This window comes from Glycomyces buryatensis, from assembly GCF_004912275.1.
Taxonomy (GTDB): Bacteria; Actinomycetota; Actinomycetes; order Mycobacteriales; family Micromonosporaceae; genus Glycomyces; species Glycomyces buryatensis.
The window spans coordinates 1-26,183 of record NZ_STGY01000041.1; the positions used below are offsets into that span (position 1 = coordinate 1).

Consider the following 26,183-nt stretch of genomic DNA (forward strand, 5'->3'; position numbering starts at 1 on the left):
GGTCCCCTCCCGACCAGTTACACCGTTATCGGAATAGTCCCCCACGAAGTCCCGACACGGCCCGATGTCTCGGGAAGGTCGGATCAGCTTCCCAGGGAAGCTGATCCAGCTCGTCCGGCGGCGCAACCTGATACGACTTCGTGACACTCGGATTCGGTTCTGATCATGCCGCGAATTCGGGAAGGGCGATGGTGTGGGCGGTGTGGCGGACCTTGGCGCTCAGGTAGCGGGTGTTGCTGTGGGTGGCGAAGACGCCGGTGGGGACCGTGCGCGCCACGTCGACGCCGAGGTCCCGGAGCTGACGGGCCTTGTCCGGGTTGTTGGTCAAGAGGTCGAAGGATCCGATGCCGAGGGCTTCGAGCATCTGGGCGGCGGCGGTGTAGTCGCGGCCGTCCTCGGGCAGGCCGAGCGCGGTGTTGGCCTCGTAGGTGTCGAGGCCGTCGTCCTGAAGGGCGTAGGCGTCGAGCTTGTTGTACAGGCCGATGCCGCGGCCTTCCTGGCGCAGGTAGAGCAGGACGCCGCCCTGGGAGGCGATGCGCTCGACGGCCTCGCGCAGTTGCGGGCCGCAGTCGCAGCGCGCCGAGCCGAAGACGTCGCCGGTGAGGCACTCGGAGTGGAGGCGCACGAGCGGGGTGCCGGTGCGGCCGGGGTCGCCGAGGACGAGCGCCAGGTGTTCCGCGCCGTCGGCGAGACCCTTGAAGGTGACGGCCTCGGCGGTGGTCTCGTAGCCGTCGACGAAGCTCAGGGGGATGGTGACGCGCGTGCGGATCGCGGCGGTCGCTGTTGCGAAGTCCATGTCGTCTCCCGTCTCATGCGGTCGGGTCGGAACCCGAGCCCGTTCAAATTTGAACGGCATGGATTAAGCTACACTTGAGTTCAAATTTGAACAAGATTGGAGGCCGGAGGCATGGGTCACACCAAATGGTTGACCGACGAGGAGATGCGGACGTGGATGGTGTTCATCCCCACGGCGACCCTGATCTCCCGCGAACTCGACCAGCAGCTGAAGGAGGACATGGGGCTCTCGCATCTCCAGTACGAGATCCTCATCCACCTCAATGCCGCCGAGCACGGCGCGATGCGCATGACCGAGCTCGCGGAGCGCCTGATCAACTCCAAGAGCGGACTGACCTACCAGATCGGGCAGATGGAGAAGTCCGGCCTGGTGAAGCGCCGCCCCTGCGAGTGGAGCAAGTCCGGCATCCTGGCCGAGATCACCGACGAGGGCCGCGCGACCCTCGAACGCGCCGCGCCCGGCCACGTCGAGAAGGTCCGCGAGATCCTCATCGACGTGCTCACCCCCGAGGAACGAGCGGTGATCACCGCGGGCCTCGGCCGCGTCCGCGACCGCCTCATCGAACGGAACCAGGGCGAAACCTGCTGGTAGAACCCGCTGGCTCGCTCAAGAACACCGGTGGGATACAGGCGGAATGGCGGCAGCAATACCCGGCCGTCCCGCCGCTGACGGTCAGAGCCGGTATCGATTACGGTCGCTCAATGCAGACCTCGCACGAGCCGGCCGATTACCGATGTCCGTTCTGTGAACGCCTGGCCGGCAAGGCAGACGAGATCTCCACCCCTGCGGACATCGTGCGCCGCACCGACGACGCGGCTGCCTTCATTTCGCCGCGGTGGTGGCCGAACAACCGCGGACATGTACTCGTCGTCCCGACCGCGCACCACGAGAACCTGTACTCCATCCCCGCCGACGCCTATCGGGCCGTGGGAGACCTGGTGCGTGAGGTCGCCATCGCGATCCGCGAAACCTACGACTGCGACGGCGTCTCCACCCGACAGCACAACGAACCCGCCAGCGACCAGGACGTCTGGCACCTGCACGTCCACGTGTTCCCCCGCTACGAAGGCGACGAGCTCTACAGGTCGCGACCTCGACCCGGCTGGGCCACTCCTGCCGAGCGCCAGGTCTACGCCAAGCGACTGCAGGCGTACTTCGCCCGGTAGCGGCGTGCCGAGGGCTTCGGGAGGCAAAGCGTTCTAGCTGTTGAAGGCTTGAGTTCAGAAACCGTGGGTGTTGGGGAGGTCGAGGATGCCGAGGGTGTCGGCCAGCGCCGCGGCCACCGCGGCAAGAGCCACGAGGATGAGAGCTGCGACGGAGATCCAGCCGGCGGGGTGGCCGAGATTGAGAGTCCATTGTGATCCCCCGGCGCGCTGATGGACGAAGAAGGCCGGGTCGTCGCGGTTGATGTAGACGAAGCCGCCGAGGTGCCAGTGGCGGTCGTCATCGCGCTGGACGAGGCCGGTGCGTTCCTCGGCTTCGGAGGGTTCGTCGGGCAGGCGGTGGCCGCCGGCGCCGATGCGGAGTTCGAAGCGGACGACGGCGGCCGCGGCGGCGAGGATCGGGGTGGCGATCGCGATCGTGCCGAGAGGCGAAGCGGGCAGGATCTCCCACAGCCGCAGGGCGATTCCGGCGAGGGTGAGGTTGGCGCAGGCTGCGGTGAGGAATCCGAGGTTGGCGAGGCCCCGCAGGTAGGTGCGGTAGCGGCGGGCGGTGGCGGCGGGCTTGGCCGCGTCGATTTCGGGGCGGGCGCGGAGGATCGCCGCGAGGACGAGGGCGGTCCCGAGGGTGACCGCCGCTTGGGCGATGACGGGATTGGCGGCGAACCAGAAGCCGGTGGGTACGCGGGGGCCGCCGTCGAGGTCGAGCCCTTCGAGTCCGGGCAGGGTGGCCGGGAGGGTGTCGGATCGGACCACGCCGACGATGATCGTGGCCGTCAGAATCGCGGCGGCCGGAATCAGTCCGCGCCAGTTCACGCGGAGGGGGTCGGTGCGGAAGCTGAGGTCAGCGGTGACGCCTTGCCGGGCGCCGCCGTACCAGTCGCCCGCCTGTTTGGCCACCCTGATCTGGCGGCCCGCGAACGAGTAGGCGGCGAAGTCGGCGAGCACCAGGCCCGTGACCCCCAGCGAGATCACCGTGCGCGGGTCGGTCCGGAGCGATAGTGGGATCGATGCCGCCGCGGCGACCAGCCCGAACACGATGACGTTGCGTGCGAAGGTTTTTCGAGTCCGGCCGATGGGGGCTTCACCGATTCGGTCGGCGGGGACCTGGACTCCGAAGGGGAATGTTGGGCGGGACAGGTACGGGAGGGACCACCAGATGGCGGTGACCATGCCGAACATCGCCGGCAGCAGGGTGAGCGAGGTGAGGTTCACGGCGTCTTCCTTTCCGTGGCGTCGGTGGTGAAGGAGTCCAGGACGCGGGCGGTCCGGGCGAGGACCTCTTCCGCATCGAGCCCGTGTGCGACGGCTTCGGCGAGGAGGATGCGGAGGCGTTCCTCCCAGGCCTCGGCGACGCCGGTGTCGGGCGGGCCGGTGGTGGGGTCGCGGCGGACCACCGCGCCGCTCTTGCGGTTGACGCGGATGAATCCTTCGCGTCGCAGCAGGTCGTAGGCCTTGTTGACGGTGTGGAAGTTGATGGCGAGGTCCGCGCCAAGCTGCCGGGTGGACGGCAGCGGGGTCTCGGCGGGAAGTGCGCCGGTGGCGATCGCCATGACGATCTGGTCCCGGATCTGCTGGTAGATCGGGACCTCGCTGTCAACGTCAAGCGTCAGTTGCATGACCAGAACTATATCTGTTATACATGAGCTATAACAGCTAGATGTGCCATCCAGATGAACTGGAGTACCCGAATGCACCCTCCCCACCGCCTCGAAATCCGCGGCCTCACCAAGCGGTTCGGCCCCGTCGCCGCCGTCACGGACGTCGGCTTCGCCGTCGAACCGGGACGCGTCACGGGCTTCCTGGGCCCCAACGGCTCCGGCAAGACCACCACCCTGCGAATGCTTCTGGGCCTGGTCGAACCCGACGCCGGGACCGCCCTCGTGAACGGCCTCCGCTACCGCGAACTGCCCGACCCGGCCCGCACCGTCGGCGCCGCCTTGGAGGCCAACAACTTCCATCCGGGCCAGACCGGCCGCGACCACCTGCGCATCTACGCGGCCATGATCGGCAGCCCGGACTCTCGCGTCGACGAAGTCCTGTCCCTGACCGGGATCTGGGACGCCGCACACCGCAAGACCGGCGGCTACTCCACCGGGATGCGCCAGCGCCTCAACCTCGCCACCGCGATGCTCGGCGAACCGCCCGTGCTCGTCCTCGACGAACCCACCAACGGACTCGACCCCGAAGGGATCGCCTGGCTGCGCCGGTTCCTGAAAGAAGCGGCCGCCGAAGGGCGGACGGTCCTGGTCGCCAGCCACGTCCTCTCCGAAGCCGCACAGCTCGTCGACGACGTGCTGGTCATGCATCGCGGCCGCCTCCTCGCCGCCGCTCCGCTCACCGAACTCGCCGCCGGCACCACCCTCGAAGACGCCTTCCTGAACCTGACCGGAGCCCTCGCATGAACCGCCTCACCAGTACTCATTTGATCCATGCCGAACTGCGCCGCCTCCTCGCGACCTCCCTGTGGAAATGGGGCCCGCTCGCCGCGGTCTTCTCCGGTGGCGCGCTGACGATCCTGTGCGTCCTGGTCGGCCCCGAGAACTTCGATCCGCCCATGCCCGGCGTCGACACCGCCGCCGGAGTCCGGCTCGTCCTCAGCATGATCGGCCTGACCGTCCTGGCCCCGGCGCTGTTCGGGGCGCTGGCCGTGACCTCTGAATACCGGCACCGCACCATCGCCTACACGTTCCTGTTCGCGCCCAAGCGACACCGGATCCTCGGGGCCAAGCTCGCGGCCTACGGGATCGCCGGCCTGGTCTACGGGCTGATCGTCGCCTTGTCGGCGGCCGCCGCGCTCTACGGCGGCGCGGCCGCGAGGGGCATCGAGATCGGGGCCTCGCCGGGAGCCGTGGCGGGCATCCTGGCGGGCCTCGCCGCCGCGATGACCGTCTACACCGTCATCGGGGTCGGCCTGGGCGCGCTGATCCAGAACCAGACCGCGACGCTGATCGCGCTCGGCGCGTATTTGTACATGGTGGAGCACACGCTCGCGATCATCCCCGGCTTCAACCTGGTCTACCCGTTCCTGCCCGGCGGAGCGACCGCCGCGCTCACCGAGTCCAGCCTCATGAGCGAGGCCGCGGTGGAGGTCACCGGGTCGGCCACTCCCCTGCTGCCGCCGCTGATCGGCGCGGCAGTGCTGCTCGCCTACGCGCTGTTCGCCTCGGCCGCAGCCGTACTCGCCCCAATGCGACGCGACGTCGCCTGAACCCGAGTGCTGAACCCCAGCACCGAAAGGAACCGTCCATGGCACAGATCCACGCCACCGACACCCACCTGACGATCCGACTCACCGGCGCGCGCCGCGCCTTCGGGCGCCGGCGCCCCCTGACCGTCCCGTGGCCGCACGTCACCGGCGCCCGGGTCGACCCGCAGTTCGCGAGGGCCTTCCCCGGGATGCGCTGGGGCGTGTCCAGCTATATTCCCGGCGTCATCAGGCTGGGTTCGTTCCGCAGCGGCGGAAATCTCGACTTCTGGGACGTCGCCGACCCGGAGCGGGCGGTCGTCGTCACGCTCGCCGGCGAGAAGTACGACCGGCTCTGCTTCGAAGTGGACGACCCGATGGCCGCCCTCGCCGAGATCCGCGGCCGCATCGACCGGTCCTGAACCGAACCACGCGAACGCGCGCCTCGATCGGGCGCACCGGGAATAACGCCGCGAGGCGAGGGGTTGAACCGGGTTGCCAACATACCCCATGGGGGTATATGGTCTCCGTGACGAGCAACGATATGGAAGGAGCCTCCAGTGAGCAGTCACCACGCCCACGGCGACGATGCGAGGCACCACGAACACCACCACGACCACGGCGATGCCCCCGCCGTTGGCCACGCTGATCACGACGAGCACGCCGGACACCGCGAACCCTCCGGGCACGGCGGACATGCCGAGCACAACGGCCATGGCGGCCATGACAAGCACGCCGGCCACGACCCGGAGATGTTCCGCCGCAAGTTCTGGCTCAGCCTGATCCTGACGATCCCGCTGGTGATCACCAGCCACATGATCATGGACTGGTTCGGGTACACACTGGACTTCCCGGGCATGGAACTCGTCGGTCCCGTCCTCGGCTCCGCGGTGTTCTTCTACGGAGGCTGGCCGTTCCTCGCCGGCGGCGTTCGCGAGATCCAGGGCCGCGCCCCGGGCATGATGCTCCTGATCGCCACCGCGATCACCGTCGCCTACGTCGCCTCCCTCGCGACCAGCTTCGACCTGCTCGACCTCGAGTTCTGGTGGGAACTCGGCGCGCTGGTATCGATCATGCTGCTCGGCCACTGGCAGGAGATGAAGGCCATCGGCCAGGCCCAGGGGGCGCTCGCCGCACTCGCGGCGCTCCTGCCCGACGAGGCCGAACGCGTCACCGGCGACGGCTCGACCGAGACCGTCCCCGCCGGCGAACTGGCCGTCGGCGACGTGGTGCTGGTCCGCTCCGGCGCCCGCGTCCCGGCCGACGGTGAGATCACCGACGGCGCAGCCGAGATGGACGAATCCATGATCACCGGCGAGTCGCGGCCCGTGCCGAGGGACGAGGGCGACCGGGTCGTGGCCGGCACCGTCGCCACCGACTCGGCGATCCGGGTGCGCGTCGACGCGATAGGCGACGACACCGCCCTGGCGGGCATCCAGCGCCTCGTCTCCCAGGCGCAGGAATCCCGAGGAAGAGGCCAGGTCCTGGCCGACCGGTTCGCGGCCCTGCTCTTCTACGTGGCCATGGCCTCCGGCGTCATCACCTTCGTGGTCTGGTCGCTCCTCGGTGACCTCACCTCGGGCGTGGTCCGCACCGTGACGGTCCTGGTCATCGCCTGCCCCCACGCGCTCGGCCTGGCCATCCCGCTGGTCATCTCGATCACCACGGCGGTCTCGGCCAAGGCGGGCATCCTGGTCAAGGACCGCCTCGCCATCGAGCGCATGCGCACCGTCGACGCCGTCCTGTTCGACAAGACCGGGACCCTGACCAAGGGCGAGCACACCGTCGCCGGCATCGCCGGAGCCGAGGGCACCGACTCGGACGAGGTGCTGCACCTGGCCGCGGCGGTCGAATCGGACTCCGAGCACCCGCTGGCCCGCGCCATCGTGACCTACCACGGCCACGAGCACGGCGAAGGCGCGCACGCCTCCGACTTCCGTTCCCGCACCGGGAAAGGCGTCGAGGCCACCGTCGACGGCCGTCGCTACGCGGTGGGCGGTCCGGCCCTGCTGCGCGAACTCGACATCGAGGCCCCGAGCGAATTGGAGAGCGATATCGACACCTGGTCGGGGCGCGGCGCGACCGTGCTCCACCTCATCGCCCTCGGCGATGAGACCAAGGTGCTCGGCGCGATCGCACTCGAGGACGAGGTGCGTCCCGAGGCGAAGCAGGCCATCGCCGACCTGCGGGCCCAAGGCGTCCAGAAGATCGCGATGATCACCGGAGACGCCCGCGCCGTCGCGGAAGCCGTCGCCGCCGACCTCGGCTTCGTCGAAGGCCGCGACGAGGTCTTCGCGGAAGTGCTGCCCGCCGACAAGGACCAGGCGGTGATCGGCCTCCAGCAGCGCGGACTGCGCGTCGCCATGGTCGGGGACGGCGTCAACGATGCGCCCGCGCTGGCGCGAGCCGATGTCGGGATTGCGATCGGTGCGGGCACCGACGTGGCGATCGAGTCCGCCGGGGTGGTCCTGGCCTCCTCCGACCCGCGCGGCGTCGGGGGCGTGCGGCGGCTGTCAAAGGCCAGCTACCGCAAGATGATCGAGAACCTCGGCTGGGCCGCGGGCTACAACATCGTCGCGATCCCGCTCGCGGCCGGCGTCCTGGCCGGGGTCGGAATCACGCTGAGTCCGGCGGTCGGCGCCGTGCTGATGTCGGCCTCCACGATCGTAGTCGCCCTCAACGCCCAGCTGTTGCGCCGGGTCAAGCTGACGCCCGAGTCCTAAATGGAAATGGGGCCGCAGACCGTGAAGGTCTGCGGCCCTTACCACGCCTGTCGGTCCGTCCTCCCGACACGTCAGTGCTACAACAGCTCCACGACAGCGGGCCCGGCGAAGCTCTACGACATGAACAACACATCGAACCTCGCCACCGCAGCGACCACCACTCGACCGAACCGCTTCGTCGAACGGCTGCTCGCCGACCGCCACTCCATCCCACTGTCCATCGCACTCCACCTCGTGCCCGGCGCGCTGATCGTCACCGTCTACGCGTTCGTCTCCGCTCCCCTGGTGCGGGCGATCGAATACCCGCCGTTCATGGCCTGGGCCATCGCCCTGGCCGTCGTCCTCTTCCCGATCCAGTTCGGCCTCCTGTGGCTGGGCAAGCAGCGCACCGGGAAATACTCGCTGCGCGGCGCGCTCCACTACATGGACAGGCCGGTGTCCCGCGGCAAGGTCACCGCGTTCATCGTCTTCTGTCTCCTGTGGATGACCATCGTCTCGCTCTCGCTGCTCCCGCTGGACGACTTCCTCTACGAGAACGCCTTCTCGTGGATCCGGTACGAGGGCACCGGCTCCAGCGCCACGACGTACCTCAACGGCTACTCGCAGCAGATGCTGCTGGTCACGTTCCTGATCTGCGGGCCGTTCACCGGCTGGGTCCTGCCGCTCATCGAGGAGTACTACTTTCGCGGTTTCCTGCTGCCGCGGCTGCCGCAGCTGGGCAAGTGGGCGCCGCTGTTCAACATGTTCCTGTTCTCGGTCTACCACTTCTGGGCGCCCTGGACGGTCCTGTCGAAGCTGGTCTTCCTCTTCCCGGGCATCTGGTTCGCCTGGAAGAAGCAGGACATCCGCATCTCGATCGGCATGCACCCCGGCTCCGCGCTCCTCATAACGGTCGTCGGCGTCACCGCGATCGCGCTCGGGTACACGTCGCTCTGACTCGCACAACGAGTAGGGGGCGTCGTCCGCAACGGACGGCGCCCTCTTTCGGTGCGCGCGGACTCAGAACGGCACCGCGGGCCGCCACGAGGCGGCGGCCCGCCGTATTTGCGCCGGGAGTCAGTCCCAGTCGTCGATGCGGAAGTCGTTCGGGGCGGGGGCGCCCTTGCCGTTCTGGACGAAGTCCTTGAGGCTGAACAGGAACGAAGCCCACTTGGTGGAGCAATGGTGCATGAACTCGCTCGGTTCGCGCCAGCCCTCGTGTTTGAAGAGCACGACCGTCCAGGGCCCCTCCTGCCGGAGGTCCCAGTGGATCTTGGTACCGATCCACTCGGCCTCGCCCCCGACGACCTCCCAGAGGACGCGTCGGCCCGGCACGGCTTCGACGACCTTCATGTCGAAGCCGCCGCGTTCGAACCGGAACTCGGTCACGCCGTCGAGGCCGGGGTCGCCAGTTGTCTGCTCGGTCCACCAGCCGGTGAGCCCGTCCAGGGTGGTGAGTGCGTCGTACACGTCCTCGGGAGTGGAGCCCTCGACGCCGATGCGGTGAAGGATGTCGACCATTTCCGTGTTCCTCTCTACTACGGGTTCTCGTCGGTCTGATTCGTCTGGTTCTTCTGTTGGGTCTCGTCCGGCCGCTCCGGCGGCCCCGTCCGTCCGCCGCCGCCGCTCGTGCCGCGCTGGATCCGCTCCGCGATGCGCTTGATGCGCTGGAGGCGGGCGTCCCAGGCGGCGCCGACCTCGGCGAACTGCGCTGCGGCGCGGGCGAGTTGGGCGGCGTCGACGCGGTAGTGCCGCTCGCGACCCGCGGTGACGGCGTGCACCAGGCCGACCCGCTCGAGGACCGCGAGGTGCTTGGAGACCGCCTGGCGGGTCACCGGCAGGTGCTCGCTGAGACCGGTCGCCGTCCCGCTGCCTTGGGCCAGCAGCAGATCGAGCATCCGGCGGCGGGTCGGGTCGCCGACCGCCGACCAGAGCTCGTCGTCCACTGCCGTGCTCATCGGGCCGATCCGACCTTCTCGGCGTAGGCGGGCAGGCGCTGCAGGAAGTGGTCCCAGCCGTTGACGTGGTCGGCGTACGTCGCGGCGATCTTCGCCTCTTCCCAGCCGCGCTCGCGGAAGCCGGTCTCGGTCATCCGCAGGCGGGTTCCGGCCCCGTCCGGCTGGAGTTCGAAGACCACCAGCATCGAGTTGCCCAGGGCCGCGGTCTCGCCTTCCGCGTGGGTCCATCGGAAGGAGAAGTGGCGCGGGGGCATGGCATCGACGACGGTGAACTGCTCCCAGGCGATCTCGTCGCCCTTCTGGCGGAAGCCAATGCGTCCGCCCTCGCCCGGCACGGGCGAGAAGTCGACCTCGTCCGGCCACCACTCGCGCAGGTGCTCGGGACTGCTCACGACGTCGAAGACCACCTCGGGCGTGGCGTCGATGTGGAGCTCCCGCTCGATCGTTCCGTATTCCATGACTACCGCCTTTCGCAACGTTTGGTTGCGTATTACCTTAGCAGGCTCCACGGCAACGCGCAACTATTGGTTGCATATTAATCGGCCGCGCGCCGGCCTGCCGACGGTGCCGCACCTGGGTGCGGAGTCCGACTACCTTGGGCGAATGAGCCAACGAAGGTCTTTCGCAATTGCGACAACGGCAGTCTTGATCGCTTTGACCGCAGGCGGCTGCGGGGACGGAAACGAAGACGGGTCCGGGTCCGCCGAGAGCGGGTCGCTCGACACCTCCGGCCCCGGCTACCTCCAGCCCGGCACCGAGTTCTGGGACGGCTGGGCGGTCCCCGCAGAAACCGTCCTCCTCGGCAGCCCCTTCCCCCAAGCGCCCATGCAGGACGAGGGCATGCCCGACAATCCCGAGCCCGTCAGCGCCGAGTTGCTGGTGACCGGCGAGCCGCATGACGTCATGCGGGATCTGTTCGCGCAGTTCGAAAGCCAAGGCCTCGACCCGGTCCTGGACGAAGGCGACGAGGCGGTCTGCGAGGCATTGGCCGAATTCTGGTGCGAACTGCACGGCCAGGGCGAGGACGGATACACCAAGGCCAGCGCCTACCTCACGGTGACAGAGGAGGGGAGCACGGGCGAGGAGCGCTATCCGCAGCTGAACCTCCATTTCGGCACGTACTCGTGGCTTGACGTCCCCCTCGAACGCTATTCCGGGAGCGACACCGAATATCAGGAGCCGGTCTGGGTCGATGCCGAAGCCCCGCAAGGCGATTCAGGCATCGAGGCCCCGGTGCCAGAGGCGGACGGGCTCGCGGCCGGGTCTGAGCTGCCGTTCTTCGGCTGGGACGAGCCGCTGGGCGTGGTGCCAGAAGGCGCACGGCTGCTCGCGCCGCCGTACAGCCCGTCGGCGACCTACGGTTTCGCCGGGATCTTCTCCGTCGAGGACGAGGCGGCGCTGGGCGAGCTCGCGGCCATGGCCGAGGAGGCCGCGACCGGGGACAAGCTCGCCGACGAGGATCTGACGGCGGGTGAGTTGCGCTCGCACCACGTCTCATACGACGGATCGGGCGGCGGCTGCGGCGTGGACTTCGACAACGTGACACCGGCCGACGGCGCCATGATCGTCCGGCTCGACGTCGTCTGCGACTGACCTCGCCGTGTCAGCCGGCCGCGGCGGTGAGCGCTTCGAGCCGACGGGCGACCCGGTCGAGGGGTTCGGCGCTGCGCTTGGCGCGGCACATTGCCACCGCCCCTTCGACCGACGCCACGATGAGGGTCGCGAGCTCGGCGGCCGCTTCCGGGTCGGCGCCGTGTTCGCGCAGGGATTCGGTGAGCAGCCGTTCCCATTCTTCGAATGCCGCCGCGGCGGCGGCGAGTTCCGGTGGGACGTCGTCGCCGGTCGGTTCCTCGACGGAGACGGCCAGTACGGAGCAGCCGGCGCGGAAGTCGCTCTTCACGACGATGTCGCGCCACAGTTCCAGGAATGCCCGCAGTCCCTCGACCGGTCCCGCCTCGAGCCGTTCCCCCAGGAGGTGGGCGACGCGCGCCCCCGCGTACTCGACTGCCTCGGTCGCCACCTGCCGTTTCCCGTCCGGGAAGTAGTGGTAGGTCGAGCCCAGCGGTGCGTTCGCGTGCTTGGCCAGCGCCCTGATGCTCGCGGCATTGAGGCCGCGCCTGCTGATCAGGTCGGCGGTGCCGGAGACGATGCGCTCCCGCGAGGGTGTGCCCTGTTTCGTCATATTCCGACCTCCCACTGGTTATAACACTCGTGATAGTGTATCGCGATGGCTGATGGCGAGCTCGAACAACGCCGGTCGGCGATCGCCGACCTGGGTGGCGAACTGCGGGCCCTGGTGGAGACCGCGGTGCGAACCGAGATGCCGACCGAGCTCCTGCAAGAGCTCGTCGGCGAGGTCAAGCGGCTCGAAGACCGGTTCACCGGGCGGCGGCGCGATCCCTCCGAGATCCCGGATGAGGACGTCTTCCCCGGCGGGCCGCGGATGTACAGCCCGGCGAGCGGGCCCGGCAATCCCTTCGCCCCGCCGCTGGAGATCGCCGCCGAAGGCGATGGCGTGGTCGGCCGCTGCACGCTCGGTGTCGCGCTCGAGGGCCCGCCCGGATTCGCGCACGGCGGGGTGAGCGCCCTGCTCATCGACGAGATGATGGGCAAGGCTTGCAGCATGGCCGGGACGCCGGCCATGACCATTTCGCTACAGCTCCGCTACCAGCGGCCCGTCCCGATCGAGACGCCGCTGCTGCTGCGTGCCCGGATCACGAAGGCCGACGGCCGCAAGCTCACCGTGGACGGCTCGATCACCGCCGAATCCGACCCGCAGTCCGAACTCGTCGCGGCCGAGGCGATCTTCGTCGTACCGGACCTCGACCGCCTGCTGACACTGTTCCCCGAGGCCGGGCGGCATCAGGGACGCAGGTTAGGACGGACCCTATTCCGAAGGGGGACTTCGGGTCAGCCCTTGACCGCCCCTCCCGGTCCCGTGCCCGCTCGGCTCGGCCGCGCGGGGGCCGCGCCGTGGAGCAGAATGTCGATGACGAGCGTGGAGAGCGCGTCGGGCAACCGTCGAGATGCGACGGAGCATAGACGCGGTGGACTACTTGGGTTCGGAGGCCACGCTCACGTCGACGCTCCACGTGGTGCCCTCGACTCCGGTGAAGGTGATCGTGGTTTCGTACTCGAGGCCGTCGGCGGGATCGGTCAGGGTGCAGTAGATCGTCCGGCCGTTCTCGGGCACCCAATTGACGTCGCCGCAGTCGATCTCGGGGCGCGATTCGTACTGGGGCTCCAGCGCGTCCTCGGCCGCCTCGGCGATGGTCGACCCCGGGATCGGCTCGTCCGCCCCGGCCTCGCCGGCGGAGTCCTCGGTGGCCTCATCCGTGGCCTCCGCGCTCTCCTCAGTGGCCTCCGAGTTCGGTTCGCTCGCGGTCTCGACCGTGATGTTCCACTTGTCGCCGTCGACGCCGCCGAAGGTGACGGTGGCGTCGATTTCGGTATCGGTCGCGGGGTCGGTCGCCACGCAGTCGACCTGCTTGTCCTCTTCGGCGATGATGTCGTCCTCGCCGCAGTCGACGTCGAAGCGAACTCCGGTCTCGTTCTCCAGGGCGTCCGCCGCCGCCTCGCCGAGCGCTTCGCCGGTGACCGTGGGCCCAGCTTCGAAGCTGCACGCCGAGAGGGCGGCGACGGAGAGCAGCAGCGGCAGGGCAGCCAGTTTGATCGGGGGCACGGTGTGTCCTTTCATCGCATGGGGATCGTCGGGCTGGGCCTCGGAGACCGGGATCATGGGCCGATTCCGACCATGACCTGCCGCCATGCGCCCACGCCTAGACAAGTCTGTCCGCGCAAGGCGCCGTTTGCAACGCGAGAGACCGGCGGGAGACCGGCGGGAGACCGGCGGGAATTCGCGGGCGGGCCTCCCGAGGTCCGTGTTAGGAATGGGCATGCCTCTTCACAAGTCCTATGACGTCGTCATCGTGGGTGGCGGCCACAATGGCTTGGTCTCGGCGGCCTATCTCGCCCGCGCCGGCAAGAGCGTACTGATCTTGGAGCGACTGGGACACACCGGCGGCGCGGCGGTCTCCGCTCCGGCGTTCCCGGGCGTGGACGCGCAGCTGTCGCGGTACTCCTATCTGGTGAGCCTGCTGCCGCGCAAGATCATCGACGACCTGGGCCTGCGGTTCCAGGTGCGGAAGCGGGACGTCTGCTCCTATACCCCGACCGAACGCGGCGGGCGGGCGACGGGACTGCTCGTGGGGAGGGACGGGCGGCGGACCCGGGAGTCCTTTGCGCGCCTCACCGGTTCGGACGCCGAGTTCGACGCGTGGCGGGAGTTCTACGCATCGGCCGAGTACCTGGCCGAGAAGGTCTTTCCCACCCTCACCGAGCCCCTGGCGTCGAAGGCCGAACTGCGGCGGCGAATCGGCGACGACCGGGTCTGGACCAGGTTCTTCGAACGGCCTCTCGGGGAGACGATCGAGAACGTCTTCACCGACGACCTCGTTCGCGGGGTCGTGCTCACCGACGGCCTCATCGGCACCTTCACCTCGGCCTGGTCCGAGGACCTGCGGCAGAACCGCTGTTTCCTCTACCACGTCATCGGCGGCGGCACCGGCGACTGGGACGTGCCGGTCGGCGGCATGGGCGCCCTGACCGACGAGCTCGCCGCAGCGGCGCGGTCGGCGGGCGCGGAAATCCTCACCGGGCATGAGGTCTCGGCCATCGCCACCGCCGGCTCCCGCGCCGAGGTGTCCTATTCGGCCGGACCGGACGCCGGGACCGTCGAGACACGTCACGTGCTGGTCAATGCGTCGCCCGAGGCTTTGGCGGCGCTCCTCGGCCAGAGCGGCCCGGCCAGGGCCGAGGGTGCGCAGCTGAAGGTCAATATGCTCCTCAAGCGGCTCCCGCGGCTGCGAGACTCGGGCGTCGATCCGCGCGACGCGTTCTCCGGGACCTTCCACGTCTCCGAGTCGTTCGAGCAGCTCGAGTCCGCCTATGCGGAGGCGGCGTCGGGGAAACTGCCGTCCAGGCCGCCGTCCGAGATCTACTGTCACACGTTGACCGACCCGTCGATTCTGGGCGATGACCTGGTACGCCGGGGTTATCAGACCTTGACCCTGTTCGGCCTGCACGCACCCGCTCGGCTGTTCGAGGGAGGCGAGGCCGCGAATCGGGAGGCGCGAGCGAGACTTCTCGACGCGACGATCGAGCAGCTTGAGGTGTATCTCGATGAGCCCCTGGCCGATTGCCTGGCCACGGACGGCAACGGCGACCCGTGCATCGAGGCGAAGACCCCCGTCGACCTCGAGAACGACCTCAGGCTCCCCGGCGGCAATATCTTCCACCGCGACCTGTCGTGGCCGTTCCGGACCGATGAGGCGTCCGGCAGGTGGGGGGTGGAGACCGGCCACGCCAATGTCTTCCTCTGCGGGGCCGGGGCCGTGCGCGGCGGCGGGGTGAGCGGCATCCCCGGCCACAATGCGGCCATGGCGGTCCTGGAGGCCCGGTCCTAGCGCTTCAGGTGCGGAGAACAATCCGGTAGGGGCGGGCCGCAGCTGCGGCCCGCCCCTACCGGGTGTTTCCTGGTTTGGCTTGCGGTGCTTAGCTCTTGTTGAACTTCTTCTTCGCGATGACGTAGCCAAGCAGGCCCAGCGCCAGCGACCAGGCGCCCGCCAGGGCCAGGTCGGTGGTGTCGACCGCGGTGCCGGTCAGGAGGCTGCGGACCACCTCGATGAACGGGGTGAAGGGCTGGTAGTCGGCGAAGTACTGCATCACGGTGGGCATCGAGTCGGTGGGCACGAAGGCCGAGCCGAGGAACGGCAGGAGCATCAGGAACATCGGCGTGTTCGACGCCTCTTCGACGCTCTTGGCGGACATGCCCAGCGCCACGGTCAGCCAGGTCAGGCCGAGGGTGATCACGGCGACCACACCGACCAGGCCGAGCCAGTCGAGCGCGTCGGCCTCGGGCCGGTAACCGAGCGCGATCGCGACGCCGAGGACCAGGGCCATGGCGAGGAAGGTCTGGATGACCGCGCCGATCACGTGTCCGGTGAGGACCGAGACCCGGGCGATGGACATGGTGCGGAAGCGGTCGATGATGCCCTGGGTCATGTCGGTCGCGACCCCGATCGCGGTCCCCTGCATGACGCCGGAGATCGTCATCAGCAGGATCCCGGGGGTCACATAGGCGAGATAGGCCTCGCGGCCGCCGGTCGTCCCGCCCAGGCCGTCGCCCAAGGTCCCGCCGAAGACGTACGTGAACAGGAGCAGGATGACCACCGGCATGCCGATGAGCATGATCGAAAGCGACGGGTAGCGGATCATGTGCTTGAGCTGGCGGCGCAGCATGGTGGACGTGTCGGACATGGTGTAGGCGAGGGTGCTCATCGGAGTTCTCCTTGTTGGCTTTGAAGCGTTTCGGGCTGTGGCGGTGCGGAGGTCGGATCAGGCGGCGGTCTTGTCCCCGCCGGTGAGGGCGAGGAAGACGTCGTCGAGGTCGGGGGTGTGGATGGACATCTCGTCCACTTCGACGCCCTCGCGGTCGAGGGTGTCGAGGACATTGCGGAGCGAGCTCACCGAGCCGTCCGACGGGACCTGGACGGTCAGTTGGTCGGCGTCGAAGCCGCTGGCACTCAAGATCTGCGCGGCGCTCTCGACCTGGTCGGCGCGGTGCAGACGCAGGCTGATGTGGCCGCCGGAGATCGTGCGCTTGAGTTCAGCGGGCGTGCCCTCCGCGACGATCTTGCCGTCGTTGAGGACGGCGATGCGGTCGGCCAGCTCGTCGGCCTCTTCGAGGTACTGGGTGGTCAGGAAGACCGTGGTGCCGCCCTTGACCAGCTCGCGGACGATCTCCCACACGGTGCGGCGGCTGCGCGGGTCGAGGCCGGTGGTCGGCTCGTCCAGGAAGATGATCCGCGGGTCCCCCATGAGGCACATCGCCAGGTCGAGGCGGCGCTTCATGCCGCCCGAATAGGTGGCGGGGGCGCGCCCCGCGGCATCCACCAGGTCGAACCGCTCCAGCAGTTCCTCGGAGCGCCGCCGGGTCTCCTTCTTGCCCAGGTGGTGCAGGTTGCCCATGAGGTGCAGGTTCTCGCGGCCGGTGAGGAGGCCGTCGACGGCGGCGAACTGGCCGGTGACGCCGATGATCTTGCGGACCTCGTCGGCGTCGTTCTTGACGTGGTTGCCGCCGACGAAGGCGTCGCCGCCATTGGAGGGGATGAGGGTCGTCAGGATATTGACCGTGGTGGTCTTGCCCGCGCCGTTCGGCCCCAGCAGGGAGAAGACGGAGCCCTCGGGGACGGCGATGTCGATGCCCTTCAGGACGTCGTTGTCGCCGTATGACTTGGTCAGGTTCCGGGCTGAGATGGCCAGTGGCTTCTGGGTGTTCATGGTTCCTCGCTCTGAGAATCGGTACTGCGGGGCAGTGGTCGTTCGGTGTGGTTCGGTCCGGTTCGGCGGGGCCGTTCCGGGCATGTCAGTACTTTGACCGGGGCCGCTGACACGGCACTGACATAGACCTGACACGGCGACAGATCGGCTGTCAGGGCGTCGGGCACCGCGCCGGAAGGCGGACAGAGCGAGGGCATCTTTCCGAGCCTGAATTGCCGCTGAACTGGAAAAATTATGTCCATTGTGGACACTGATTGAGCGAGGCGGTCCCGTCGTCTGCCGTGATTCGGCGATCTTCGAAGACGGCGTGCCCCAGGCGGATCCTGCGGAACGGAGGGTCCTACGGACTCCGGCGAGCGACTTCCTCGCGGATCGCGGCCAGGCCGCGCGCGATCGCGGGCTGCTCCGTGCTGCCGCGGCGCACCGCGGTGAACATCCGCCGCGTCGGCACCGTACGACCGTGAATCGGTACCCGCACCACGGCGTGCTCCACCGGGATCGTCATCAGGCGGGAGTACAGGCCCACGCCGAAACCGGTGCACACCAGCGCGGACACGCTCGACCAGGTGTCCCCCTGGTGGGCCCGGTCCGGCGTGAACCCCGCCGCCGCGGCGGAGCTCATGAACAGTTGCTCCTGGTCGACGCATTCCGTCATGCTGACCCATTCCTCGTCCGCGGCCTCGGCCAGCGCCACGCTCCCGCGACCGGCGAACCGATGATCCACCGGCACGAGCAGGTCCTCCACGTCGTCCATCAGGAAGTTCTGCTCGAACCGCGGGTCGCTGGGTTGGGGAGTGGCATCGGTCGGACTGATGATCGCGATGTCGGCGTCGCCTGATTCAAGCATGCCGAACGCCTCGTCCGATTCGACGGCGGCCAGGTGCAGCCGCACTCGCGGGTTGGCCTCGCGCATCCGTTTGCCGGCCTGGGCGATGAAGGCCTGGACCGTGCTGGACAGGCCGCATATCCGCAGGCTGCCCATCTCCCCGGCCTCGAGCACGTCCAGGTCCGCTTTAGCCAGCTCCCATTGGGAGTGAAGGATATCGGCGTGTTTGAGGAGGAGTTCCGCCGCCGGGGTGAGCCGGACTCGGCGCCCGGTCGGCTCCAGCAGCCGCAGCCCGGTCTCGTGGGCGAGCTGCTTGAGCTGATGCGAGACCGTGGACGGCGTGAGGTGCAGGGCGAGGGCGGCGGCGGTGACGGTGCCGTGCGTCCGCAGGACGCGAAGTGTCTGGAGCTTCGGATCGATCATTCGAAATCCTCGCAAGATGCGGTATCAAAACATTCGTTGCTCTTGGACGATTCTAGATCGAGACTTGCCATATGACCAATGCTGAGAAGAACTTCGATGACCGTTGCCCGCTCTGCGAGCTGCGCATGAGCGAGGCCGTGACCGTGGTGTCCCGCCACCGCACTTCCGCTGGGGCCGTGGTGTACGCGCGCTGCGAGTGCGGACGGCTGTCCATGTGGTTCGAGCCGTCCGCACTCGTCAAGGGATCGCCCGAGCTGCGCGTCATGGCCGGCGCGCGGGTGAGCTAGCTTCCGATGCTTTGCCCGGCCTCGTATGCCGTTGTCCGAGTGAGGCTTAGGCCTCCGTCCAGCGGCTCTCGTCGGCGGCGCTCGCCTCCACGGCAGCCAGCACCCGTTGGACGCCGAGCGCGTCGGCGAACGAGGGGGTGGGCTGCTCGCGGTTCGCGATCGCCTCGATGAGGTCGACGGCCTGGTGGGTGAAGGCGTGCTCGTAGCCGAGGCCGTGGCCCACCGGCCACCAATTGCCCGTGTACGGGTGGCTGGGTTCGGTGGCCTGGATCTTGCGGAAGCCCGCATCGGGTTCGTCGGCCGCGTCGTAGAACCACAGTGAGTTCATGTCCTCGAAGTCGAACGCGAGGGACGCCTTGGAGCCGTTGAGCTCCAGGCGCATCGCGTTCTTCCGCCCGAGGGCGAACCGGGTCGCCTCGAAGACGCCGACCGCTCCGCCCGAGAAGCGGGCGGTGAACATCGCGGCGTCGTCCACGGTCACCGGGCCGCGGGGGCCGTCGGTGCCTCCGGTGCCGCCCAGACCCACGAAGTCCCCGCCGACGGGGCGCTCGGAGACGAACGTCTCGAGCATCGCCGAGACGCCCGTGATGTTCTCCCCCGAGATCCATTGGGCCGCATCGATGATGTGGGCTCCGATGTCGCCCAGGGAGCCCGAGCCGGACTTGGACTTGTCGAGTCGCCAGGTCAGGGGCGCGTTCTCGTCGGTGAGCCAGTCCTGGAGGTACTGTGCGCGCACGTGGCGGATCTGCCCCAGCGCGCCGGATTCCACCAGGCGCTTCGCGAGAGAGAGCGCGGGGGTGCGGCGATAGCTGAAGCCGCACATGGCGAACGCGCCCCGGGCCTTTGCGGCCTCGGCGGCGGCCGTCATGAGCTCGGCCTCGGCCACCGAGTTCGCCAGCGGCTTCTCGCACAGCACGTGCTTGCCCGCTTCGAGCGCGGCGATCGCGATCTCGGAGTGCAGGTTCCCGGGGACGCAGATGTCGATCAGGTCGATGTCGTCCCGCTCGATCAGGCGGTGCCAGTCGGTCTCGCTGGATTCCCAGCCGAGCTTGGACGCCGCGGCGGCGACCCGTTCGGGATTGCGCCCGGCGAGCGCGGTCATGCGGGGTGCGAGGGGCAGATCGAAGAAGCGCGGCGCGGTCCGCCACGCGTGGGAGTGGGCCGCGCCCATGAAGGCGTAGCCGATCATGCCGACTCTCAGGGACTCACTCACTGTCGCTCCTTTGGTTCAGGGCATCGCGGACGGATGGCCACGCCTTCATGACGGCGAGGACCTCGGCGTTGCGTTCGGTCGCGAGCGCGGCATGGTAGGAGCGGTCGAGCACGTCGTCGATCACGACTCGCCGTCCCTGCGACGCGCTCTGCGTCGCGGCTTCGACCATAGCGAGGCTCATGACGTTGGCGTGCACTCGTCCCATCGGTTCGGTGCCGTGGCGGACGGCGGCGATGAATTCGCGCAGCGATCCGGCGATCCCCAGGCCGGGGTCGTCGGCGGGCGTGGTGGCCTCGTCCGGTGCGGCGGTGGGTTCGCCCTCGCCGTCCCACAGGACCGTGCCTCGCTCGGCCGAGATCCGCCAGGCGCCGTTCCAGGAGGTCTCGAAGCCGGGGCTGCACCAGCTGCCGTTGAAGGTGAACCGGGCGCCGCCCTCCATCGCGAAGACCGCGGCCGCGGCGGCGTCGCCGTCGTACCAGCTCCAGGCGGGGTTGTACTCCTCGCAGGAGACGGAGACGGGGTCGGCGTCGAGGAGGAACCGGGCCATGTCGAACTGGTGGATGGCCATGTCGAGCAGCAGTGGGCTCGCCATCTCGTCGCGGAAGCCGCCGAAGTGGGGGGACTGGAAGAAGTCGACCGAGACGATCCCGATGGTGCCGAGCGGGTCGAGCCGCCGCTTGGCCTCGTGGAGGTACCGGTGGTAGCGGCGGGACTGGCTGACCATGAACAGCTGCCCGGTGTGCTCGGCCGCGGCGGCGAGCGAGAGGCCCTCGGCCACGCTGGCGGCGACCGGCTTCTCCCCCAACACCGGCAGGCCCGCCAGGAGCGCCGCCATCGTGACCGGGTGGTGGGCTTCGGGAATGGTGGCGTTGACGATGGCGTCCGCGCCCGTGCGGCGGGCGAGTTCGACCGCGTCGGACCCCACCGCGAGGCCGGCGATGCCGGTCGCCTCCGCGGCCGATTCGGCGGCGGCGGGCGCGAGGTCGGCGATGCCGACGAGTTCGGCGTCGTCGTTCGCCCCGATGGCGCCGGTCCAGGCCCGGCCCATCCCGCCGGCGCCGACCACGACGAGGCGCAGCGGCCCGTCGGTTTCGATCCTGTGTTCTCCAACAGCGTGGAACGTCATCGTTCGAAAGCCCCCTGGTATCCGTGGCCGTTGAAGAAGTCGTCGGTCTCGTAGCGCAGCAGCACCGGTGTCTCGCGTTCCCGGTCGGGCCGGGCCCATTCGATGCCGTTGGCGATCACGTGGTTCACGTCGGGGTGATGGTAGACCGGGAAGTCCTGGTCGCCGGGGCTGAAGTAGAAGATGCGCCCGAAGCCGCGGCGGTAGGTCATGCCGCTGCGGAAGACCTCGCCGCCGGTGAAGCCCGAGATGAAGACGAGCTCGTCCGGGGTCGGCACGTCGAAGTACTCGCCGTACATCTCCTGCTCGGGGATGACGATCGGGTTGGGGATGCCGCGGGCGATCGGGTGCTGCGGGTTCACCGTCCACACCAGTTCGCGGTCGTGCTGGCTGCGCCAGCGCAGGGTGCAGGTGGTGCCCATGAGCTTGACGAAGATCTTGGACCAGTGTCCGGAGTGGAGCACGACCAGGCCCATGCCGGCAAGGACGTGGCGGTGGACGCGCTCGACGATCTCGTCGTCGACCTCGTGGTGGGCCGCGTGGCCCCACCAGACGAGCACATCCGTCTCGGCCAGCACGTCGGCGGTCAGTCCGTGCTCGGGCTCGTCGAGGGTGTGCGTGGTGATGGTCGCCTTTTCGCCGAGCCACTCACCCACGCCCTTCGCGATGGCGCCGTGCATGCCGTCCGGGTACCGCTCGGCCACGGAGGATTCGACCTGCTCGTGCCGGTTCTCGCCCCAAATGACGACGCGGATCGGTTCGTTTGTCATCTCTGCTTTCTCTTTCTGTTGTAGGCGCTTTCACGAATTGTGAGCTTAAAAACCGTCGGGTGGACTGGGTATCGGTCCCCGTCACGCGGCGGGGTCGGTGCTCGATCTCACGACGAGCGTGGGCGGCAGCACCAGATGCTCGGGACTTTTCCGCCCTTCGATGACGAGGCGGACGAGCTCGGCGGCGATCGCGGCCGAGGCCTGCCGGATTGAGGTGATCCCCACCGTGCCGAACGAGGTCAGCGGCGTGTCGTCGTAGCCGGTGACGGCCACGTCCCTTCCCGGCACCAGGCCTCGGCTCTGCAGCGCGATGATGGCCCCCGCCGCGAGGGGATCGCTCACGCAGATGATCGCGGTCGGGGGCATCGCCGTGTCCAGCAGGGCCGGGGCGACGCGGACGCCGGTCTCCAAGTCCCTGGCGCAGTGGACGATTCGCCCTGGGGCGACCGATCCGGTGAGCCCTCGGCGCAGGCAGGCCTCGCGGTAGCCGATCTCGCGCTGAACCCCGGTGACGCTGGCGGGGTTGGCGCCCACGAACGCCAACTCGCGGTGGCCGCGGTCGGCGACGTGGTCGACGGCCATCTCGATGCCGAGCGCGGCGTCGCCCTCGATCCAGCTCCACGGGGTCGCGAACGCCTCGCCGGACCGGCCGTAGGCCGCGAACGGGATGCCGCGCTTCCGCAGTTCGACGGGCCGCGGGTCCGCCGATTTCACATTGGAGATGATGAACCCCGCTACGGACTGGCCGAAGTACAGGTTCTCGCAGGCCGTCATGAGGGCCTCGGTGTCCTGTTCGGTGATGAGGGCGAGGTTGCGGTCCGCCCCCTGGCAGGCGACGGCGAGATCGTGGAGGAACACGTCCATGTACTGGTTGCCCACGGGGTCCCGGTCCGGGAGCACGTAGCCGATCTGCCTGGGCTGTGCGAGCCTGAGGCTGCGGGCGACCAAGTTGTTGCGGTAGCGCAGCTCGAGCATCGCGGCGTGGACCTTTTCGCGGGTCGCCTCGGAGACGACCTCCGGCCGGTTGATGACGTTCGAAACCGTCATCACCGAGACTCCCGCGAGGTCGGCGACATCCGTCATGCTCGCCTTCCGCTGCGCGTTCGAAGACTTGCCGCTCATTCACCGACCTCCGTCCCGCATCGAATGGGCCGCGATCCCCACCGGCCGGGGCATGGTGCCCAGGCGGATCACGCGACCCCGGAGATTTTAAGCATAAAATTTCCAGGCGGTCAAGCCCGCCGGGATGGTTCATCGGAAGTGGAGGGGGATGACGCCTCGACGGGGCTCGATCGGGAAGACGATTCCATTCCCTGCCCCTTTCATTATCTATACACCGCTTCGGAAATGAAGCCTGTACCGGGTCCTGACCTGGGGGTGAGCCGTGGTGCAGAATGGCGTATCCAGCTAGCTCGAAATCCAAACGGAATGGGAGACACGGCATGCGTGTGCTTATCACGACGTACGGATCGCGCGGCGACGTCGAACCGGTGGCCGGACTCGCACGGCAACTGCGGGAACTCGGTGTCCAGGTGCGGGTGTGCGCGCCGCCTGACGAGGAGTTCGCTCGGCTGCTGACCGCCGTCGGCGCGGAGACGGTGCCCGTCGGCCGCTCGGTGCGGGACCTGGTGGCCGGGCCGAAACGGGCGACGCCCGCCGACGCGCCCCAGCTCGCGGCCATGCTGGTCAATTCGCAGTTCGAGGCCCTGCTGCCTGCGGCCCAGGGCTGCGATGCGCTGGTGGCGACCGGATTGTTCCCGGCCGCCGCGCGAACGGTGGCTGAGCACTACGGGATCCCGTACGTGTTCGTGTCGTTCCTCCCCGGGGTCCTGCCCTCGCCGCACCATCCGCCGCTGCCCCGGCCGGGGAAGCCGTACCCGCCCGGCGCCGACAATGCCTCGCTGTGGGACATCGACGCCGAGAACCTGACCGCGCTGTACCGGACGCCCCTCAACGAGGTGCGGGCCTCCATTGACCTGCCTGCGGTGGACGACGTCCGCGGCCACACCCTCACCGACCGGCCGTGGCTGGCCTCGGACCCGGTCCTGGGCCCGTGGCCCGAGACCCCGGAGCTCGAAGTGGTGCGGACCGGGACGTGGATCCTGCCGGACGAACGCCCGCTCGCGGCCGACCTGGAGGCGTTCCTGGACGCGGGCGAGGCACCGGTGTTCGTGGGCTTCGGCAGCATGCCGATCCGCGAACCGGCGGAGGCCTCAAGGGTGGTCATTGAGTCCGTTCGCGCGCAGGGGCGCCGCGCCATCCTCGCCAAAGGCTGGGTGGACATGGCCCTCACCGACGCCCAGGACGACTGCTTCTCCGTGGGCGAGGTCAATCACCAGACGCTCTTCCCCCGGGTGGCGGCCGTGGTGCACCACGGGGGCGCGGGCACCACTGCGACGGCCTCTCGATCCGGTGTGCCGCAGGTAGTCGTCCCCCAGATGGCGGACCAGCCGTACTGGGCCGAGCGGGTAACCGACCTCGGTATCGGTGTGGCACATGACGGTCCGATCCCGACGGTCGAGTCGCTTTCGGCCGCACTCCGAACGGCGCTGGATTCCCGGACGGTTGAGCGGGCGGGCGAGGTGGCGGCTGATCTCCGCACCGACGGGGCTGCGGTGGCGGCAAGGCTGTTGGTCGAGATGGCGCGGCCGGATTAGGCCCGTCGCGCAAACTCCGTTGACCGTGGGGCCGGCCGCTTGGAGAATGGCGGGGTGGGTCATATCGAGGTATCCGGACTGGCGTTCACCCTGCCCGACGGGAGGCCGCTGTTCTCGGATGTCGGCTTCCGGGTGGGCGAGGGCGCCAAGGTCGCCCTCGTCGGCCCGAACGGCGCGGGGAAGACCACGCTGCTGAAGCTCGTGGCCGGGGACCTCGATGCCGCGGCCGGGTCGATCAGGCGCGTCGGCGCCATCGGGGTGATGCGACAGTTCATCGGCTCGATCGCCGACGACCGGACGCTGGAGGACCTGGCCCGCTCGCTGCTTCCCGATCGCCTGCGCCGCTTCGCGGATGGTCTCAAGCGGGCCGAGGAACTGGTGGCCGCCGACCCCCGCGAGGAGCACCAGCTCCGCTATGCCGAGGCGCTGGCGGTGTGGGGCGAGAACGGCGGCTACGAGGCCGAGGTGACGTGCGATATCGCGTCGACCTCCACTCTGGATATTCCGTGGGAGGTCTCGAAGAGCCGGAAGGTCGCGTCCCTGTCCGGCGGCGAGCAGAAGCGTTTCGCACTGGAGATGCTGCTCAGCGGCACCGACGATCTACTGCTGCTCGATGAGCCCGACAACTTCCTGGATGTGCCGGGCAAGCAGTGGCTCGAACAGCGCCTCGCCGCCTCCGATAAGAGCGTCCTCTACGTCTCCCACGACCGGGAACTGCTCGCCAATACCGCGGAACGGGTCGTGGCGGTGGAGGGCGGATCGGCGTGGACGCACGTCGGCGGCTTCGCCGAATGGCACCAGGCGCGGGCGGCCCGCAACGACCGGCTCGACGAGGAGCTGCGCCGCTGGACGGACGAGCGCGATCGCCTGCACCGCATGGTCATCATGTTCCGCCAGCAGGCGGCCATCAGTGCCGACATGGCCCCGCGCTACAAGGCCGCCCAGACCAGACTGGCCAGATTCGAGGCCACGGGCGCCCCTCCGGCGAGCCCCAAGGACCAGAACCTTCGAATGCGCCTGGAGGGCGGACGGACCGGCAAGCGCGCGGTCATCTGCGGAGCGGTCGAAATGGACGATCTGACCTTTCCGTTCGACCTCGAGGTCTGGTACGGCGACCGGGTAGCGATCCTGGGCGCCAACGGCACCGGCAAGTCCCACTTCCTGCGGCTGCTCGGTCGGGGCGGCACCGACCCCGAGCCGGGAATCGGCTCGCCGGCCCTCAAACCCGTGCGGCACGGCGGCGTCGCGCGGCTCGGCGCCCGCGTCGTTCCCGGCCACTTCTCCCAGACCCACGACCGGCCCGAGCTGACCGATCGCACCCTGACCGAAATCCTTTGGGACGGCGACGATTCGCGGCCCAGCCTGCCCCGTCACGACGGTATCCGGAAGCTGTCCCGCTACGATCTGGCAGCCGCGGCCGACCAGCGGTTCGGCACCCTCTCCGGCGGCCAGCAGGCGCGGTTCCTCATCCTGCTGCTGGAGCTGTCCGGCGCGACGCTGCTGCTGCTGGACGAGCCGACCGACAACCTCGACCTCGCCTCGGCCGATGCGCTCGAATCCGGACTGCGCGCCTTCGAAGGCACGGTCCTGGCGGTCACCCACGACCGCTGGTTCGCCCGGGGCTTCGACCGGTTGCTGCTGTTCCGCGGGGACGGCGAGGTCGTCGAGGTCCCCGAACCCGTTTGGGGCACCGAGGACTGAGCCCGCTGCCGCCACCGCAGAGAATCGAACGACGGAGAC

General features: G+C 68.9%; 27 protein-coding genes and 2 pseudogenes. 13 read left to right on the forward strand and 16 right to left on the reverse strand.

What is annotated here, in order from left to right:
- Positions 1 to 163: 163 nt before the first annotated feature.
- Complete coding sequence (locus FAB82_RS09705) at positions 164 to 796, reverse strand: GTP cyclohydrolase II (RefSeq protein ID WP_136534346.1); 633 nt, start codon at positions 794 to 796, stop codon at positions 164 to 166.
- A 111-nt stretch (positions 797 to 907) separates the two neighbouring features.
- On the opposite strand from FAB82_RS09705, the gene FAB82_RS09710 reads away from it, so the two are divergent.
- Together FAB82_RS09710 and FAB82_RS09715 are read left to right on the forward strand one after the other, a co-directional pair.
- Entirely contained in the window at positions 908 to 1,387 is a 480-nt protein-coding gene (locus FAB82_RS09710) for a MarR family winged helix-turn-helix transcriptional regulator (protein WP_136534347.1), read from the forward strand.
- Between the two features lie 110 nt (positions 1,388 to 1,497).
- A complete protein-coding gene (locus FAB82_RS09715) occupies positions 1,498 to 1,962 on the forward strand; it encodes an HIT family protein (protein ID WP_136534348.1) in 465 nt (154 codons plus the stop codon).
- A gap of 54 nt (positions 1,963 to 2,016) precedes the next feature.
- Here the strand turns inward: FAB82_RS09715 and FAB82_RS09720 are convergent, their stop codons facing one another.
- Together FAB82_RS09720 and FAB82_RS09725 are read right to left on the reverse strand one after the other, a co-directional pair.
- Complete coding sequence (locus FAB82_RS09720) at positions 2,017 to 3,171, reverse strand: DUF1648 domain-containing protein (RefSeq protein WP_136534349.1); 1,155 nt, start codon at positions 3,169 to 3,171, stop codon at positions 2,017 to 2,019.
- Positions 3,168 to 3,575, reverse strand: a complete 408-nt coding sequence (locus tag FAB82_RS09725; protein ID WP_136534350.1) for a GntR family transcriptional regulator — start codon at positions 3,573 to 3,575, stop codon at positions 3,168 to 3,170. Before FAB82_RS09725 ends, FAB82_RS09720 begins: the two co-directional genes overlap by 4 nt.
- A gap of 72 nt (positions 3,576 to 3,647) precedes the next feature.
- Here FAB82_RS09725 and FAB82_RS09730 point away from each other — a divergent pair.
- The 5 genes and pseudogenes from FAB82_RS09730 to FAB82_RS09750 all read left to right on the forward strand — a co-directional run.
- Positions 3,648 to 4,307: pseudogene (locus FAB82_RS09730) on the forward strand (ABC transporter ATP-binding protein); the annotation flags it as partial.
- Positions 4,308 to 4,357: 50 nt separating this feature from the next.
- A complete protein-coding gene (locus FAB82_RS09735) occupies positions 4,358 to 5,167 on the forward strand; it encodes an ABC transporter permease (RefSeq protein ID WP_136534352.1) in 810 nt (269 codons plus the stop codon).
- 38 nt (positions 5,168 to 5,205) lie between these two features.
- Complete coding sequence (locus FAB82_RS09740; protein WP_136534353.1) at positions 5,206 to 5,565, forward strand: hypothetical protein; 360 nt, start codon at positions 5,206 to 5,208, stop codon at positions 5,563 to 5,565.
- A 138-nt stretch (positions 5,566 to 5,703) separates the two neighbouring features.
- Positions 5,704 to 7,866 (forward strand): heavy metal translocating P-type ATPase, encoded by a 2,163-nt coding sequence (locus FAB82_RS09745; RefSeq protein ID WP_136534354.1) that lies wholly within the window; start codon positions 5,704 to 5,706, stop codon positions 7,864 to 7,866.
- A 120-nt stretch (positions 7,867 to 7,986) separates the two neighbouring features.
- Entirely contained in the window at positions 7,987 to 8,802 is an 816-nt protein-coding gene (locus FAB82_RS09750; protein WP_136534355.1) for a CPBP family intramembrane glutamic endopeptidase, read from the forward strand.
- A gap of 120 nt (positions 8,803 to 8,922) precedes the next feature.
- Here FAB82_RS09750 and FAB82_RS09755 read toward each other — a convergent pair whose 3' ends face one another.
- Genes FAB82_RS09755 through FAB82_RS09765 form a run of 3 tightly spaced genes read right to left on the reverse strand, consistent with a single transcriptional unit; the run spans position 8,923 to position 10,261 of the window.
- Positions 8,923 to 9,366: an SRPBCC family protein gene (locus FAB82_RS09755; protein WP_136534356.1), complete on the reverse strand. Its 444-nt coding sequence runs from the start codon at positions 9,364 to 9,366 to the stop codon at positions 8,923 to 8,925.
- Positions 9,367 to 9,383: 17 nt separating this feature from the next.
- Entirely contained in the window at positions 9,384 to 9,803 is a 420-nt protein-coding gene (locus tag FAB82_RS09760; RefSeq protein ID WP_136534357.1) for an ArsR/SmtB family transcription factor, read from the reverse strand.
- Positions 9,800 to 10,261 carry an SRPBCC domain-containing protein gene (locus FAB82_RS09765; protein WP_136534358.1) on the reverse strand — a complete coding sequence of 154 codons (462 nt, stop codon included), beginning with the start codon at positions 10,259 to 10,261 and terminating at the stop codon, positions 9,800 to 9,802. Before FAB82_RS09765 ends, FAB82_RS09760 begins: the two co-directional genes overlap by 4 nt.
- Positions 10,262 to 10,448: 187 nt before the next feature.
- On the opposite strand from FAB82_RS09765, the gene FAB82_RS09770 reads away from it, so the two are divergent.
- Positions 10,449 to 11,396 carry a hypothetical protein gene (locus FAB82_RS09770; protein ID WP_136534359.1) on the forward strand — a complete coding sequence of 316 codons (948 nt, stop codon included), beginning with the start codon at positions 10,449 to 10,451 and terminating at the stop codon, positions 11,394 to 11,396.
- A 10-nt stretch (positions 11,397 to 11,406) separates the two neighbouring features.
- Here the strand turns inward: FAB82_RS09770 and FAB82_RS09775 are convergent, their stop codons facing one another.
- Entirely contained in the window at positions 11,407 to 11,985 is a 579-nt protein-coding gene (locus FAB82_RS09775; protein ID WP_136534360.1) for a TetR/AcrR family transcriptional regulator, read from the reverse strand.
- A gap of 18 nt (positions 11,986 to 12,003) precedes the next feature.
- Entirely contained in the window at positions 12,004 to 12,375 is a 372-nt protein-coding gene (locus FAB82_RS27950) for a hypothetical protein (protein ID WP_246039550.1), read from the reverse strand.
- Between the two features lie 33 nt (positions 12,376 to 12,408).
- On the opposite strand from FAB82_RS27950, the pseudogene FAB82_RS28575 reads away from it, so the two are divergent.
- Positions 12,409 to 12,519: pseudogene (locus FAB82_RS28575) on the forward strand (PaaI family thioesterase); the annotation flags it as partial.
- Positions 12,520 to 12,855: 336 nt separating this feature from the next.
- Here FAB82_RS28575 and FAB82_RS27960 read toward each other — a convergent pair.
- Positions 12,856 to 13,542, reverse strand: a complete 687-nt coding sequence (locus FAB82_RS27960; protein ID WP_168801517.1) for a hypothetical protein — start codon at positions 13,540 to 13,542, stop codon at positions 12,856 to 12,858.
- A 157-nt stretch (positions 13,543 to 13,699) separates the two neighbouring features.
- Here FAB82_RS27960 and FAB82_RS09785 point away from each other — a divergent pair, with 157 nt between their 5' ends.
- Positions 13,700 to 15,268, forward strand: a complete 1,569-nt coding sequence (locus tag FAB82_RS09785) for a phytoene desaturase family protein (protein ID WP_136534361.1) — start codon at positions 13,700 to 13,702, stop codon at positions 15,266 to 15,268.
- Between the two features lie 88 nt (positions 15,269 to 15,356).
- On the opposite strand, the gene FAB82_RS09790 is transcribed toward FAB82_RS09785, so the two are convergent.
- The 3 genes from FAB82_RS09790 to FAB82_RS09800 all read right to left on the reverse strand — a co-directional run bounded on the left by FAB82_RS09790 (position 15,357) and on the right by FAB82_RS09800 (position 18,393).
- The gene (locus FAB82_RS09790) at positions 15,357 to 16,142 is read right to left on the reverse strand and encodes an ABC transporter permease (protein ID WP_136534362.1); all 786 of its coding nucleotides are present in this window, start codon (positions 16,140 to 16,142) and stop codon (positions 15,357 to 15,359) included.
- A gap of 57 nt (positions 16,143 to 16,199) precedes the next feature.
- Positions 16,200 to 17,144, reverse strand: coding sequence for an ATP-binding cassette domain-containing protein (locus FAB82_RS09795; protein WP_136534363.1), 945 nt, complete (start codon positions 17,142 to 17,144; stop codon positions 16,200 to 16,202).
- Positions 17,145 to 17,484: 340 nt separating this feature from the next.
- A complete protein-coding gene (locus tag FAB82_RS09800) occupies positions 17,485 to 18,393 on the reverse strand; it encodes a LysR family transcriptional regulator (RefSeq protein ID WP_136534364.1) in 909 nt (302 codons plus the stop codon).
- Between the two features lie 71 nt (positions 18,394 to 18,464).
- On the opposite strand from FAB82_RS09800, the gene FAB82_RS09805 reads away from it, so the two are divergent.
- Positions 18,465 to 18,680: a hypothetical protein gene (locus tag FAB82_RS09805; RefSeq protein ID WP_136534365.1), complete on the forward strand. Its 216-nt coding sequence runs from the start codon at positions 18,465 to 18,467 to the stop codon at positions 18,678 to 18,680.
- 46 nt (positions 18,681 to 18,726) lie between these two features.
- Here the strand turns inward: FAB82_RS09805 and FAB82_RS09810 are convergent, their stop codons facing one another.
- The 4 genes from FAB82_RS09810 to FAB82_RS09825 all read right to left on the reverse strand — a co-directional run bounded on the left by FAB82_RS09810 (position 18,727) and on the right by FAB82_RS09825 (position 22,908).
- On the reverse strand, positions 18,727 to 19,869 hold the full coding sequence (locus FAB82_RS09810; RefSeq protein WP_136534469.1) for a Gfo/Idh/MocA family protein: 1,143 nt from the start codon (positions 19,867 to 19,869) through the stop codon (positions 18,727 to 18,729).
- A gap of 16 nt (positions 19,870 to 19,885) precedes the next feature.
- Positions 19,886 to 21,019 (reverse strand): Gfo/Idh/MocA family protein, encoded by a 1,134-nt coding sequence (locus FAB82_RS09815; RefSeq protein WP_136534366.1) that lies wholly within the window; start codon positions 21,017 to 21,019, stop codon positions 19,886 to 19,888.
- Entirely contained in the window at positions 21,016 to 21,786 is a 771-nt protein-coding gene (locus FAB82_RS09820; protein WP_136534367.1) for a ThuA domain-containing protein, read from the reverse strand. Before FAB82_RS09820 ends, FAB82_RS09815 begins: the two co-directional genes overlap by 4 nt.
- An 81-nt stretch (positions 21,787 to 21,867) precedes the next feature.
- A complete protein-coding gene (locus FAB82_RS09825; protein ID WP_136534368.1) occupies positions 21,868 to 22,908 on the reverse strand; it encodes a LacI family DNA-binding transcriptional regulator in 1,041 nt (346 codons plus the stop codon).
- Between the two features lie 320 nt (positions 22,909 to 23,228).
- On the opposite strand from FAB82_RS09825, the gene FAB82_RS09830 reads away from it, so the two are divergent.
- Both FAB82_RS09830 and FAB82_RS09835 read left to right on the forward strand, forming a co-directional pair.
- A complete protein-coding gene (locus tag FAB82_RS09830; RefSeq protein WP_136534369.1) occupies positions 23,229 to 24,443 on the forward strand; it encodes a glycosyltransferase in 1,215 nt (404 codons plus the stop codon).
- Between the two features lie 54 nt (positions 24,444 to 24,497).
- Positions 24,498 to 26,144 (forward strand): ATP-binding cassette domain-containing protein, encoded by a 1,647-nt coding sequence (locus FAB82_RS09835; protein WP_136534370.1) that lies wholly within the window; start codon positions 24,498 to 24,500, stop codon positions 26,142 to 26,144.
- The last annotated feature ends 39 nt before the right edge of the window (positions 26,145 to 26,183 follow it).

Bases quoted from the DNA above. Each gene is read 5' to 3' on its own strand.
- FAB82_RS09705 (WP_136534346.1), bottom strand. From the start codon at position 796: ATGGACTTCGCAACAGCGACCGCCGCGATCCGCACGCGCGTCACCATC.
- FAB82_RS09710 (WP_136534347.1), top strand. From the start codon at position 908: ATGGGTCACACCAAATGGTTGACCGACGAGGAGATGCGGACGTGGATG.
- FAB82_RS09715 (WP_136534348.1), top strand. From the start codon at position 1,498: ATGCAGACCTCGCACGAGCCGGCCGATTACCGATGTCCGTTCTGTGAA.
- FAB82_RS09725 (WP_136534350.1), bottom strand. From the start codon at position 3,575: ATGCAACTGACGCTTGACGTTGACAGCGAGGTCCCGATCTACCAGCAG.
- FAB82_RS09735 (WP_136534352.1), top strand. From the start codon at position 4,358: ATGAACCGCCTCACCAGTACTCATTTGATCCATGCCGAACTGCGCCGC.
- FAB82_RS09740 (WP_136534353.1), top strand. From the start codon at position 5,206: ATGGCACAGATCCACGCCACCGACACCCACCTGACGATCCGACTCACC.
- FAB82_RS09750 (WP_136534355.1), top strand. From the start codon at position 7,987: ATGAACAACACATCGAACCTCGCCACCGCAGCGACCACCACTCGACCG.
- FAB82_RS09755 (WP_136534356.1), bottom strand. From the start codon at position 9,366: ATGGTCGACATCCTTCACCGCATCGGCGTCGAGGGCTCCACTCCCGAG.
- FAB82_RS09760 (WP_136534357.1), bottom strand. From the start codon at position 9,803: ATGAGCACGGCAGTGGACGACGAGCTCTGGTCGGCGGTCGGCGACCCG.
- FAB82_RS09765 (WP_136534358.1), bottom strand. From the start codon at position 10,261: ATGGAATACGGAACGATCGAGCGGGAGCTCCACATCGACGCCACGCCC.
- FAB82_RS09775 (WP_136534360.1), bottom strand. From the start codon at position 11,985: ATGACGAAACAGGGCACACCCTCGCGGGAGCGCATCGTCTCCGGCACC.
- FAB82_RS27960 (WP_168801517.1), bottom strand. From the start codon at position 13,542: ATGATCCCGGTCTCCGAGGCCCAGCCCGACGATCCCCATGCGATGAAA.
- FAB82_RS09785 (WP_136534361.1), top strand. From the start codon at position 13,700: ATGCCTCTTCACAAGTCCTATGACGTCGTCATCGTGGGTGGCGGCCAC.
- FAB82_RS09790 (WP_136534362.1), bottom strand. From the start codon at position 16,142: ATGAGCACCCTCGCCTACACCATGTCCGACACGTCCACCATGCTGCGC.
- FAB82_RS09795 (WP_136534363.1), bottom strand. From the start codon at position 17,144: ATGAACACCCAGAAGCCACTGGCCATCTCAGCCCGGAACCTGACCAAG.
- FAB82_RS09800 (WP_136534364.1), bottom strand. From the start codon at position 18,393: ATGATCGATCCGAAGCTCCAGACACTTCGCGTCCTGCGGACGCACGGC.
- FAB82_RS09805 (WP_136534365.1), top strand. From the start codon at position 18,465: ATGACCAATGCTGAGAAGAACTTCGATGACCGTTGCCCGCTCTGCGAG.
- FAB82_RS09810 (WP_136534469.1), bottom strand. From the start codon at position 19,869: ATGATCGGCTACGCCTTCATGGGCGCGGCCCACTCCCACGCGTGGCGG.
- FAB82_RS09815 (WP_136534366.1), bottom strand. From the start codon at position 21,019: ATGACGTTCCACGCTGTTGGAGAACACAGGATCGAAACCGACGGGCCG.
- FAB82_RS09820 (WP_136534367.1), bottom strand. From the start codon at position 21,786: ATGACAAACGAACCGATCCGCGTCGTCATTTGGGGCGAGAACCGGCAC.
- FAB82_RS09825 (WP_136534368.1), bottom strand. From the start codon at position 22,908: ATGAGCGGCAAGTCTTCGAACGCGCAGCGGAAGGCGAGCATGACGGAT.
- FAB82_RS09830 (WP_136534369.1), top strand. From the start codon at position 23,229: ATGCGTGTGCTTATCACGACGTACGGATCGCGCGGCGACGTCGAACCG.